This is a genomic window from Uruburuella testudinis (assembly GCF_022870865.1).
GTDB lineage: Bacteria > Pseudomonadota > Gammaproteobacteria > Burkholderiales > Neisseriaceae > Neisseria > Neisseria testudinis.
On record NZ_CP091508.1, the window covers coordinates 1,779,235 to 1,792,347 of the forward strand.

The 13,113-nt window shown below is 49.9% G+C and carries 10 protein-coding genes; 4 read left to right on the plus strand and 6 right to left on the minus strand.

The features are described 5' to 3' along the window. Positions 1-34 precede the first annotated feature (34 nt). The 5 genes from pheS to thrS all read right to left on the minus strand — a co-directional run bounded on the left by pheS (position 35) and on the right by thrS (position 4,431). Complete coding sequence (pheS, locus tag LVJ83_RS08155; RefSeq protein ID WP_244784028.1) at positions 35-1,024, minus strand: phenylalanine--tRNA ligase subunit alpha; 990 nt, start codon at positions 1,022-1,024, stop codon at positions 35-37. A gap of 240 nt (positions 1,025-1,264) precedes the next feature. After that, positions 1,265-1,621 (minus strand): 50S ribosomal protein L20, encoded by a 357-nt coding sequence (rplT, locus tag LVJ83_RS08160; protein ID WP_244784029.1) that lies wholly within the window; start codon positions 1,619-1,621, stop codon positions 1,265-1,267. A gap of 11 nt (positions 1,622-1,632) precedes the next feature. Further along, positions 1,633-1,830, minus strand: coding sequence for a 50S ribosomal protein L35 (rpmI, locus tag LVJ83_RS08165; RefSeq protein WP_244784030.1), 198 nt, complete (start codon positions 1,828-1,830; stop codon positions 1,633-1,635). Positions 1,831-1,978: 148 nt separating this feature from the next. Then, on the minus strand, positions 1,979-2,518 hold the full coding sequence (gene infC, locus LVJ83_RS08170) for a translation initiation factor IF-3 (protein ID WP_342345087.1): 540 nt from the start codon (positions 2,516-2,518) through the stop codon (positions 1,979-1,981). Continuing rightward, the gene (gene thrS, locus LVJ83_RS08175) at positions 2,518-4,431 is read right to left on the minus strand and encodes a threonine--tRNA ligase (protein ID WP_244784032.1); all 1,914 of its coding nucleotides are present in this window, start codon (positions 4,429-4,431) and stop codon (positions 2,518-2,520) included. The genes infC and thrS overlap by 1 nt, the downstream gene beginning before the upstream one ends. A 263-nt stretch (positions 4,432-4,694) precedes the next feature. Between thrS and tgt the strand changes: the two genes are divergently transcribed. Next, positions 4,695-5,810, plus strand: a complete 1,116-nt coding sequence (tgt, locus tag LVJ83_RS08180) for a tRNA guanosine(34) transglycosylase Tgt (RefSeq protein WP_244784033.1) — start codon at positions 4,695-4,697, stop codon at positions 5,808-5,810. A 126-nt stretch (positions 5,811-5,936) separates the two neighbouring features. Here the strand turns inward: tgt and gshA are convergent, their stop codons facing one another. Beyond that, positions 5,937-7,298, minus strand: coding sequence for a glutamate--cysteine ligase (gene gshA, locus LVJ83_RS08185; RefSeq protein WP_244784034.1), 1,362 nt, complete (start codon positions 7,296-7,298; stop codon positions 5,937-5,939). A gap of 791 nt (positions 7,299-8,089) precedes the next feature. Between gshA and LVJ83_RS08190 the strand changes: the two genes are divergently transcribed. The 3 genes from LVJ83_RS08190 (at position 8,090) to LVJ83_RS08200 (ending at position 12,921) form a co-directional block, all read left to right on the plus strand. Beyond that, the gene (locus tag LVJ83_RS08190) at positions 8,090-10,174 is read left to right on the plus strand and encodes a TonB-dependent siderophore receptor (protein ID WP_244784035.1); all 2,085 of its coding nucleotides are present in this window, start codon (positions 8,090-8,092) and stop codon (positions 10,172-10,174) included. Between the two features lie 247 nt (positions 10,175-10,421). After that, on the plus strand, positions 10,422-11,483 hold the full coding sequence (locus LVJ83_RS08195) for a LacI family DNA-binding transcriptional regulator (protein WP_244784036.1): 1,062 nt from the start codon (positions 10,422-10,424) through the stop codon (positions 11,481-11,483). Positions 11,484-11,604: 121 nt separating this feature from the next. Continuing rightward, positions 11,605-12,921 carry an MFS transporter gene (locus tag LVJ83_RS08200; RefSeq protein ID WP_244784037.1) on the plus strand — a complete coding sequence of 439 codons (1,317 nt, stop codon included), beginning with the start codon at positions 11,605-11,607 and terminating at the stop codon, positions 12,919-12,921. Positions 12,922-13,113 lie beyond the last annotated feature (192 nt).

Sequence of the window (13,113 nt, forward strand, 5' to 3'; positions counted from 1 at the left end):
CGACCGCTAACCGCCTATTCAAATAGTCAGATTTTTACTTGAACTGCTTTAAGAAACTCAAATCATTATCGAAAAACAGGCGCAAATCGTTCACTCCGTAACGCAACATGGCAAAGCGGTCAAGGCCAATACCAAATGCAAAACCGGTATATTTCTCAGAATCGATGTTTACATTTTGCAACACATTCGGGTGAACCATGCCGCAACCGCCCACTTCCAGCCATTTGCCGTTATCGCCCATGATGTCGATTTCGGCAGAAGGCTCGGTAAACGGAAAGAACGACGGGCGGAAGCGCACTTGCAGATCATCGCGCTCGAAAAAGCGGCGGATAAAATCGGTAAACACGGCTTTCAAGTCGGCAAAAGTCACCCCCTCTTCTACCCACAAACCTTCTGCCTGATGAAACATCGGCGAATGCGTGGCATCGCTGTCAACGCGGTAAACACGACCGGGCGCAATAATACGGATGGGCGGATTTTTTTTGTCCAGCATATAGCGGATTTGAATCGGCGAAGTATGGGTGCGCAATACATCGCCGTTTTCCACATAAAATGTATCCTGCATGGCGCGTGCCGGATGGTTTTGCGGAATGTTCAGGGCTTGGAAATTATGGAAATCATCTTCGATTTCAGGGCCGTCGGCCACCTCGAAGCCCATCCCGTGAAACAGCTCAACCACACGTTGCAATGTGAGGGTTACCGGGTGCAGTCCGCCTTCGTTTTGGCCGCGCCCGGGCAAGGTAACATCCAGCGCTTCGGCTGCCAATTGGGCTTTCAATTTGGCTTCATTTAAAGCATCACGCTGTTTGTTTAATGCTTCTTGAAATTGGTTTTTGCATTCATTGATGTGGGCACCGATGGTTTTTCGTTCATCAGGCGACATTTGCCCCAAGGTTTTCAGCAGCCCGGTCAGCTCGCCTGTTTTACCCAGATAGCGGGCTTTAACTTGCTCCAGCGTATTAAAATCGGCTGCCGCCTCAAGAGCCGCAATGCCTTCCGCAACAATACGGTTTACATTTTCCATGATGTTTTACATTTCATTGCCAGTAATTTTATGATTGCAGAAAGCATCCAAACAACAAGGCCGTCTGAACCTGATCCAGACAGCCTGCGGCTTTCCGCTTCATTTGAAAGTTGGTTATTTTAACGCAACTAAGCCAAAAAAAACAGCGATTTAAAGAAAAAAATACACGCAATCAAGGCAAATTGAAATAAAAAAAAGGAAACCGAAGTTTCCTTTTTTAAATCTGTTTCAGCGTTAAGCTTAAGCCAAAGCAGTTTTTGCTTTTTCAACCAATTGGGCAAAGGCGGCTTTGTCAAACACTGCCAAATCAGCCAATACTTTACGGTCGATTTCAATCGCGGCTTTTTTCAGACCGTTCATGAATTTGCTGTAAGACAAACCGTTTTCACGGGCACCTGCATTGATACGCACGATCCACAATTGGCGGAATTGACGTTTGCGTTGACGACGGTCGCGATAAGCATACTGACCGGCTTTCATCACCGCCTGTTTGGCAACACGATAGACGTTTTTACGGCGACCACGATAGCCTTTGGCTAACGCTAATACTTTTTTGTGACGGGCACGTGCGGTTACACCGCGTTTTACGCGTGGCATAGTTTAACTCCTTAAGCGTAGGGTAACATTTTAGAAACAGAAGCCATATCGCGCTCGTTCACCATAGAGGTGCCGCGCAATTGGCGTTTTTGCTTGGTGGTTTTTTTGGTCAAAATGTGACGCTTGAAGGCATGAGCGCGCTTCACACCACCGTTACCCAGTACTTTAAAGCGCTTTTTAGCACCCGACTTGGTTTTCATTTTAGGCATGGGATACTCCATATCATTTATTAGATAAGGTATAAGGGGGCTTAGCAAACCCATTCGCCAAACACTTGAAGCCCTAATACCACGGTTTTTTTGCCGCTTTCCAAAAGCTTGCCCCGCACGGCATCAAGGCAAGCTGCGCATTATATCTTTATTTTTTCTTTGGCGCAATCATCATCACCATTTGGCGCCCTTCCATTTTCGGAAACTGCTCCACGGTGCCGATTTCAGCCAACTCTTCTTTCACACGCTCCAAAAGCTGGGCACCCAACTGCTGGTGCGCCATTTCGCGGCCGCGGAAGCGCAAAGTTACCTTCACTTTGTCGCCATCTTCCAAAAAGCGGGTGATGTTACGCATTTTGATGTTGTAATCACCCTCATCGGTACCCGGGCGGAATTTGATTTCCTTAATTTGCACCTGCTTTTGCTTTTTCTTAGCTTCGTCGCGTTTTTTGGCCTGCTCGTATTTGTATTTGCCAAAATCCATGAGTTTGCACACAGGCGGCTTGGCAGTGGGGGAAATCTCTACCAAATCAACATCCTGCTCTTCGGCCATAGCCAGAGCTTCACGGACTGATACCACACCAAGCTGTTCACCTGAACTACTGATTAAACGCACTTCTTTCACAGTGATTTCACCGTTGATACGTGCTTCGCGTTCTTGAGCGATGACAATACTCCTTATAAAAATTAATGATTAACCAAGGCCAGGGCGATTTCCTGCTTTAATTGCGCAATAAAATCACCTAAATCCAGCGAGCCAAGGTCTTCTGCTTTGCGGCGCACGGCCACTTTGTTTTCTTGCTTTTCTTTATCACCGACCACTATTTGATAAGGGAAGCGGTATTGGCTGTTATCACGTATTTTGTAGCCTATTTTTTCATTACGCAAATCCAGCGTCACACGAAAGCCTTCCATGCGTAGTTTTTCAGCCACTTCACGGCAATAATCTGCCTGATGCTCGGTGATGTTCATGATCACCAGCTGCACAGGTGCCAGCCACAACGGAAACGATCCGGCATGGTTTTCAATCAAGATGCCGATAAAGCGCTCAAGAGAGCCTAAAATCGCACGATGCAGCATCACGGGGCGGGCACGGTCGTTGTTTTCGGTTACATATTCGGCATCCAACCGCTCGGGCAGCACAAAATCCAGTTGCAGTGTGCCGCACTGCCAAGAGCGGCCAATCGCGTCTTTGACATGATACTCGATTTTCGGGCCGTAAAAAGCACCCTCTCCCGGCAATTCTTCCCATGTTACGCCGCAAGCGGTCAAAGCTTCACGCAAACCGTTTTCGGCTTTATCCCAAATTTCATCCGAACCGGCACGCAATTCAGGGCGTAACGATAATTTCACCGCCACATCATGAAAACCGAACTGTTTGTAAATACGCATCAACAATTCATTGAATGCACGGGATTCTTCCACAATTTGGTCTTCAGTGCAAAAAATATGCGCATCATCCTGCACAAAACCGCGCACGCGCATCAGACCGTGCAAGGCACCTGAAGGTTCGTTGCGGTGACAAGAACCGAATTCGGCCAAGCGCATCGGCAAATCTCGGTAAGAGCGCAAGCCATGATTGAAAATCTGCACATGCCCCGGGCAATTCATGGGTTTGACGGCATATTCGCGCTTTTCCGACAAGGTGATAAACATATTGTCTTTATAGTTTTGCCAATGCCCAGACTGCTCCCAGAAAGCTTTATCCATAATCTGCGGGGTTTTCACCTCCTGATAGCCGGCTGCATCCAGCTCTTTGCGCATATGCTGCTCGATGGTTTGCCACAGAGCCCAGCCTTTGGGATGCCAAAACACCATACCCGGTGCTTCGTCTTGCAAATGAAACAAATCCAACTGCTTGCCAAGCTTGCGGTGGTCGCGTTTTTCAGCCTCTTCCATGCGCACGATGTAGGCTTGCAAATCTTCCTTGCTGGCCCAGGCTGTGCCGTAGATGCGTTGCAGCATTTCATTATTGCTGTCGCCGCGCCAATATGCACCCGCCAATTTGGTGAGCTTGAAATTTTTTAAAAAACGGGTGTTCGGCACATGCGGGCCGCGGCACATATCGACGTATTCCTGATGATGATACAAGCCCATAGATTCGACCTCGGGCATATCTTCAATCAGGCGCAGTTTGTATTCTTCGCCGCGCGCCTGAAATTCTTTGATGGTTTCCGCCCGCGGGGTCATCACTTTGACGACATCATAATTTTGGGCAATCAGCTCTTTCATGCGGCTTTCGATTTTGGCCACATCTTCAGGGGTAAACGGCTTTTCGGTAGCGATATCGTAATAAAACCCATCTTCGATGACCGGGCCGATCACCATTTTGGCATCGGGGTAAAGTTGTTTGACCGCATGCCCCACCAAGTGGGCGCAGGAATGGCGGATGATTTCGACACCTTCCGGATCTTTCGGTGTGATAATCTGCAGGCTGGCATCTTCGCTGATTAAATCGGAAGCATCGGCCAATCGGCCGTTTACCTTGCCGGCCACCGTGGCTTTTGCCAAACCCGTGCCGATAGAAGCCGCCACATCATACACCGACACAGGGGCTTCAAATTGACGGACAGAGCCGTCAGGCAAGGTAATATTAATCATTAAAAACTCCAAACCGGTAAACACAATAAACAACAAAAACCGCTTGCTTTACCGGCTTTTGTTGTTCGCAAAAAATCAGATATTGCGGGTTATCATTGCGGCGGCTGCCCGACAAGCAAGGCAACTTAACCCGCAACTTTTCAATAAGCTTGTGATTTTATCCGATTGCCAAGCCCATTGGCAAGCCGGATGCGCTATATTTCAGACGGCCTGCCGATAATTCCGTTATAATCACGCCAATTTGAATCCACTCTGCAACAACCATGCTGAAATTCACCTTACACAATAAAGACGGCCATGCGCGCCGCGGCACGCTTGAGCTCAACCACGGCAAAATCGAAACACCGGTTTTCATGCCTGTCGGCACCTATGGCTCGGTTAAAGCGATGACCCCGCAAAACCTGCACGACATCAACGCACAAATCATTCTGGGCAACACCTATCATCTGTGGCTGCGCCCCGGCTTGGAAGTGATCGGCGGCTTTGGCGGCCTGCACGATTTTATCGGTTGGAACAAACCAATTCTGACCGACTCGGGCGGTTTTCAGGTATTTTCCCTTTCCGAAATGCGCAAGCTCACCGAAGAAGGCTGCACATTCAAAAGCCCGATTAATGGCGACAAATTGTTTTTATCGCCCGAAATTTCGATGCAGATCCAAACCGTGCTCAATTCCGATATCGCCATGCAGCTCGACGAATGCACCCCCGGCGAAGCATCGCACGAGCAAGCGCGAAAATCGCTGCACATGAGCCTGCGCTGGGCTGAACGCTCTAAAGCCGAATTTGAGCGCCTGCGCAACCCCAACGCCCTATTCGGCATCGTTCAAGGCGCAATGTATGAGGATTTGCGTGAAGAGTCACTCAAAGGTTTGGAGCAGTTTGACTTTCCCGGCCTGGCCATCGGCGGCCTGTCGGTAGGCGAACCAAAACCGGAAATGTACCGCATGCTGCGCGCCGTCGGCCCGATGCTGCCGGAACACAAACCGCATTATCTGATGGGTGTGGGTACGCCGGAAGATTTGGTTTACGGGGTGGCGCACGGGGTGGATATGTTCGACTGCGTGATGCCTACCCGCAACGCCCGCAACGGCTGGCTGTTTACCCGTTTCGGCGATTTGAAAATCAAAAACGCCAAACACAAGCTCGACAACCGCCCGATAGATGAAAGCTGCTCTTGCTATGCCTGCCAAAATTTCAGCCGCGCTTATCTGCATCATTTGCACCGTGCCGGTGAAATTCTGGGCGCCCAGCTCAACACCATTCACAATCTGCACTTTTACCAAGTGATAATGGCCGAAATGCGCGAAGCCATCGAACAGGGGCAGTTTGAAAACTGGCGGGCACAATTTCATGAAAACCGCGCCCGGGGTACGGATTAAAGCTGATTCACATCCATAAAGAATAAAGCAAAAGATAAGGCCGTCTGAAACTTGAATAGCAACCAAGTTTTCAGACGGCCTTAATCTAATCATTTGATTATTTGAGATTTAACAATCCACTCATGCCTAAACAGAGGCAGATGACTCCAACTCAATCGATGCAGCCAGCAGCGACAAACGTGCCATCACACCATAAACATACAAACGATTACTGCTGCAATCGGGGTTGTCGCCGCACACATGATTGGGCACCCCCATGGCATCCCAATGCTCAAACACGCGCTTGCTTTGGGCATCGGCAATTTCCTGCGCCGCTTCGCTGCTGCCGCTTACCGGAAAGCTTTGCTGCAACGGCACAAACAGCATACCCGATGCATTCAAGTTTTCGTCTGCACCGCGGCCTTCGTGCACCCGGAAAAAGCCGCCGATCACAAAGCGATCCATCATATACACCACCGGCTCCGATACTGCACCATGCAAGGTTTCATAAGTGTAGATGCCCTCTTGCACAATCACTTCCGTAACCTCCAAGCCCTCTTTTACTTTGGCCATTTTATTACGGTTTTTGCGGTTCAATCCGCGCACTTCATCAGCCGATTTTACGCTCATCACCCCCATGCCGTAAGTGCCCGCATCAGCCTTGACAATCACAAACGGTTGGTCGGTAATGCCTTTTTCATCATACTTGGCCTGAATTTTTGCCAGCATACGCGCCACAGCGTCGGCAAGCACATCCTCACCTTCGCGTTCCTGAAAATCCAGCCCGCTGATTTGCTCGAAATAAGGATTAATCTGCCACTCATCAATATCGATTAATTCGGCAAACTCGGCGGCCACCCGGTTATAAGCGGCGAAATGTGCCGTTTTACGGCGAGTGGTCCAACCACCGTGCAGCGGCGGCACCACCGTTTGCTGCAAATCTTGCAAAATTTCCGGCACACCGCCCGACAAATCATTGTTCAACAACACCACGCACGGCGAAAAGCCATCCGCCAAATGCACCCGCCCGCGCGTGCGCAGCAAAGGCTCAATCAGCAATGTATTGCCCAGAGCCGTTTCAAACTCTGTCGGCTCAGTGATTTCAGGATTCAGGCTGCCCAGGCGCACTTCAAAGCCTGCACTGCGCAAAATATGGCTCAACGCATACACATTTTGCAGATAAAAAGTATTGCGGGTATGGTTTTCCGGCACAATCAACATGGATTTAGCGGTTTCGCAAGCCCGCTCCACCGCATCTTGAGCCGCAATTGCCGCCAGCGAAATAAATTGCGGATTCAAATTATTAAAGCCGCCCGGAAACAGATTCATATCGATTGAAGCCATTTTATAGCCGGCATTGCGGATATCTACCGAACCATAAAACGGCGGCGTGTGATTGCCCCACTGCGCGCGGAACCAGGCCTCGATTTTGGTTTGATTGGCCAAAATTTTGGCTTCAAACGCCTGCAACTGCGGCAGGTATTTCGGTAACAATACGGGTAACGACATGATGTTTCCTTAATCAGCGGCCTGTTGAGACGGCCAGTAAACGATGGGGCTAATTATAGCAACTCCCATTCAAACTGAAAGCGGATATTTTATTTTTATAGCCTATAGGACATTCTGACCATTCATATCTCATCATCTTTTTTGCACTAAAGTGCATCTGCTGCGTTAAAAGTGCCTCGCAAGGTGCCCAATCTTGCTGCATTTTTTGCCTTGCATCTGTACTTTTATCACAAAAAATCTGATGAGATATGAATGGTCAGGATGCCCTCTAACTGAGGCCGTCTGAAACCGGCAACACCAAACGCAAACAAGAATTCATATTAATTCCGTATCAATAAAGCAACAAAATAACATGCCGCCGCATCAAACCGCCCTATTTCAGACGGCTTCAAAATACAAACGGCAGCCAATCCGCTATAATGCGCTCCGCAGTCAAGACCATTTCCGGTATTTTCTGACCAACACAATCAACTCATCTCTGAACCGCTTCGACATCAGAACGACAGATACATATACGTTTCCGCCGTTTGAAAACCGCTACCGGTTCTAGGGTGCCCTGACCATTCGATTTACGGGTGCTTTTTGCCCCTGAAAACGCATCTGCTGCGTTAAAAAGCCTCGCAAGATGCCCAATCTTGCTGCGTTTTTTGCCCGGCATCTGCATTTTCAGGAACAAAAAATTCTCTCATAAACAAATGGTCAGAAATGCCCAAATATTGATTAACACAACAACCGTCTCAAATACTGCTCCGCAATTTTCAGACGGCCTTATTATTCAAACAGAGAATAACATGAAACAACACACTATTTTCACCCGCAGCCTGCTTGCCGCCGCCGTGTTGGGTGCCTACACGCAAAGCTTCGCCGCTGATGAAGTCGCAAGCGCCGAATTGGAAACCGTCAGCGTGGTCGGCTCGATGAACAAACTCAATAGCGTGCCTTTCCGCCAGGCAAAATCAGCCGTCACCATCAGTGCGGAAACGCTTTCCGAAGAAGGCGTAGAAAAAATGGATGAAATCGGCCGTTATCAAGCCGGTTTCACCAACCAGCCTTTCGGCAGCGATACCAATACCAACTGGTTCCATATCCGCGGCACCGAGGCGAGCCAGGCAGTTGACGGCACCTTATCACCCGGCTACGGCTTTTTTACGCCTCGTGTTGAGCGCTATGGCGTGGAAACTGTTGAAATCACCAAAGGTGCCGATTCGATGACTTTTGGTGCCGCCAATGCGGGCGGCTTGATTAACTACATCAGCAAACGCCCGCATAAAGAGCAAGTCGGCAAAGGTGAAGTGAACGCTTCTGTCGGCAATAACGGCCAATACGGCATCGGTGCCGACTACACCGGCGCAATCAGTGCCGACCAAAATCTGCGCTACCGTTTGGTCGGCTCGTTTCGCGCTGCCGACGGCGAATGGGACGGCACCGACAATAAAACCGTTTACCTTGCGCCCTCTTTGTCTTGGGACATCAGCGATAAAACCCATCTGACCCTGCTGTCGAGCTACCAGCGCGACAAAGGCACGCCCAGCAGTAATTTTGTGCCGATGACCGGCTCATTGGTGGCCGTAGACGGCCAGACAGTCGGCCGCCATACCAACTTGGGCGACCCCGGTCTGGATAATGAAACCAACAAGCAATATTCGCTCGGCTATGAATTCAGCCACGATTTTGACAACGGCATCACGTTCAGCTCCAACTACCGTTATAACAAAGCCGACAACAAACACATGGGCGTATATGTGTGGTCCGGTGTGAGCAACAACGAAGCCACCCGCGATTTGGTGTATAACGATGGCAGCAACAAAACCCACAGCATCGACAACCGCCTCACTTGGCGCTGGAAAAATGAAAATATCGATAATACTTTAGTGGGCGGTGTTGATTACCGTCATCAAAAAGTAAACGGCTTATACCAACTGCTTTCTTGGCCTACCATTGTCAGCCCGGGCACAGTGAATATTTTCAACCCGACTTACGGCGTCACGGCCGATACTGCTGCGATTCCGCGAAATGATTTGAAAGCTACCCAATTGGGCTTCTACCTGCAAGACAGCGTGCGCCTGTTTAATAGAGTCGGCATTACCGCAGGCATCCGCCACGACCGTGCGAAAAGCGAAGAATACACCAACAACCAATCTGTGAAGAAAAACCATACTTCTTACTCAGGCTCGGTGATGTATTACGCCCCATACGGAATCAGCCCTTATTTTGCCTACAGCGAATCATTCCGCCTGCCGACAGGCCTGAGCAGCAATCAAACGCTGTATGATCCGCAAACCACCGAGCAATACGAAGTGGGTGTGAAATACATACCGAGCTGGCTTGACGGCACCATCTCCGCAGCAGCCTTTAAAGCCAACGATAAAGGCGCATTGATTTCCGGCGCCAACGGTGTCGGCAGCACGGTCAGCGGTGATTCCTCCAAGCGTAAAGGCGTAGAAATTCAGGCACAAGCGCAAATCACCGATAATCTGAGCGGCCAATTTGCCTACACTTATCAATCGCGCACCGACAAAGGCACAGACAATATCGACTACCGCAACACGCTGTATGCCAAGCATTCCGCCAGCCTGCGTGGTGTATACAGCTTTGACCAAGGCGCATTAAACGGCCTGTCGTTGGGCGCCGGGGTTCGCTATGTCGGCACCAGCACCGTAGACGGGCAATATGCAGATGCGGCTTACCGAGGCATGAAAGTTCCCTCTTCTACCGTATTTGATTTATTTGCCCGCTATGATTTCGCACGCAACTGGACGGCTCAAGTCAATGTAGACAATGTCGGTGACCGCAAATATATTGCAGCCTGCGATGCCTCATACTGCTATTACGGCCAAGGCCGCAGCATTTTAGGCTCTGTCAGCTATAAATTCTAACCGCTCTTAAAAGCTTTGCTCAGGCCGTCTGAAACTGTTTTCAGACGGCCTTTTATTTCAGACGGCCTTTTTACAACTTAAATATTAACTTTTAAAACAATAAGATATTTAACCACCCGTTAATCACGACAATTTCCGCACTGAAAACTTGACCCAACACAAATTTATGCATAAAAAAGTAAATCCGCATAATGACACCGATGTCATTACATGGTAATCTGCCTGCAATACCCACAAGGAATCTGTCATGACCACGATTTACGATGTTGCACGCCACGCCGGCGTATCTGCGAAAACAGTAAGCCGTGTGTTAAACAACGATGCGCCGGTCAAACCGGAAACGCGTGAAGCAGTACAAAAAGCAATTGGCGAATTGGGCTATATCCCCTCTTCCGCAGCACGCATGATGCGCTCCAACCGTTCGGGGCTGATCGGCTTGATTACCGGTGCCATTTCGCAATCTTCAGCCCGCACCGATACCGCACATCAACCGCGCGGTTTGAGCGATATGCTGCTGGTGCAAGGTGCGCTGCAAACGATTTCGGCCTCCGGGAAAACGCTGATGATTGCCGACACCGGCGGCGATGCCGATAAAGTAGCGCCGCTGATCCGCACTTTTTTGCAACACCGCGTCGAAGGCATTTTATATGTGGCCGACCAGCATAAAGAAGTGGCGCTGCCGAAAGTGCCCGATGACTGCCCAATTGTATTGTTGAACTGCTTCGACCGCCTTAACACGCCTTCGGTGCTGCCGGATGATGCCAACGGCCAAAAACAGCTTGTAGAAGCCCTTATCGGCCACGGCCACCGCCGTATTGCCTATCTAACGCTGCCGCCCGATGTGATTGCCACCCGTCTGCGCGCTGAAGGATACCGCGCGGCGCTGGCAGCAGCCGGCATCGGCTATGATGCTGATTTGCTGGTGGCGGGCTACCCGAACCAAAACAACGACAGCCGGGATTTATGGAACGCCATCGAACATCTGATGACATTGGCTAAGCCGCCCAGCGTGATTTGCTGCGGCAACGATGAAATGGCTTTGCGCGTCTACGGCATCTTGCGCACCCGCGGCCTGCGTATTCCTGAAGAAATTTCAGTAGTGGGCTACGATAACGATGTTTCGATTACCGAAACGCTGTTTCCACCGCTTTCAACGGCCGTTCTGCCTTATTATGAAATGGGCATGCAGGCAGGCAAAATTCTGCTGGAGCTTGCTTCCGGCAAACCTGCCAAAAAAACGGCACCCAATCCGCTCATTATCCCCTCGGAAGTGGCGTGGCGTTCATCGGTTATCACGATAGACAGATAAACAGACAGATAAGCCCGAAAGCAGCCCGACTTAATAATAAACACAACACCGGCCACACACATCACGAAATGGGCAACCCTTATCCCCCCCTATTTTGTTCATTCTCAAAGGAGAATAGTGTATGAAACTCGATCAGAAACTGGCCATGACCTTACGCCAGATTGTGCTGATGAACTTTGGTTTTTTCGGTATCCAATACAGCTTCGGCTTGCAGCAAACTGCGATTAACCCGGTATTCAGTTTTCTAAATGCCGACCCCGGATCGCTGCCCCTGCTCAATATGGCCGGCCCGGTAACCGGCCTTTTGGTACAGCCGCTTATCGGTGCGCTCAGCGACCGCACCTGGGTAAACGGCCTCGGCCGGCGGCGGCCTTATTTTTTAATCGGTGCCATCGGTTGCAGCATCTGCCTGTTTTTTTACCCGCACGTGACCGCTTTATGGATGGCCGTATTGCTGCTGTGGCTGCTCGACATCAGCAACAACACTGCCATGGAGCCGTATCGCGCCTTTATTGCCGACACCCTGCCCGAACACCAACAACCCACCGGTTTCCTGATGCAAAGCGTGTTCACCGGCCTGGGCATCACACTGGCCAACGTGTCATTGTATTTTTTTCAGCAAATCATCACCGGTTCGTCTGAAAACGGTATTCCTTACTGGGTATACGGCTCGTTTTATATCGGCGCATTCTGCTCCATCGGCTCTGTATTGATTTCCGTATTTTCCACACCCGAAAAGCGCCCTTCCGACGAAGAGCTGGCCGTTATGCGCGCCAAACCCAGAGGCCTGCTTCCCGCCGTCACCGAAATCGGCATGGCCATCAAAGACATGCCCAAAGCCTTGTGGCAGTTGGCGCTGGTTTATCTTTTCCAATGGTATGCCATGTTTATTTACTGGCAATACGTCACCCTCAGCATCGCCCAATCGGTGTGGGGCAGCACTTCGGCCGATAAAGAAATCTATGCGCAGGCCGTGGGCTGGGCCGGGCTGGTAAACGGCTTCTACAATATCGTAACCTTTATCTCTGCTTTCGGCCTGATGCTGCTGGCTAAAAAATATGCCGCCAAATACGTACACGCCTTCGCCGTATCGCTGGCCGCCGTTGCTTTATTGATTTTCCCCCACATCAGCAACAAATTTCTGCTGTTTGTGCCGATGATCGGCTTCGGTATCGCGTGGGCGAGCATGATGGGCGTGCCTTTCCTGATTGCAGTCAAAGAAATTCCGAAAGAGCGTTACGGTGTTTATATGGGCATCATCAATATGATGATTGTGATCCCGATGCTGATTGAAACCGTAACCTTCGGCTGGATTTTCAACCATATCCTGGGCGCCAATCCGGGCAATGCCATCACCTTTGCCGGTATCTTGCTGGCACTGGCTTCCATTGCCACACTGTTGATTAAAACCCGGCAAACGCCGGCAGCAACAGAATAACGGCAAAATAAAAACGGCAATTTTGCCGTTTTTATTTTTTTAGGGATAACCACCGAAAGATAATTTCAACGCCGTTAAATTATCTTGTGAATGGGTATGCGTTTATCAGCAAGCCAATACAATGAAGGCCGTCTGAAAACACACAAGTTTTCAGACGGCCTAACCAATTAAATTAATCTAAACTCATTCAAA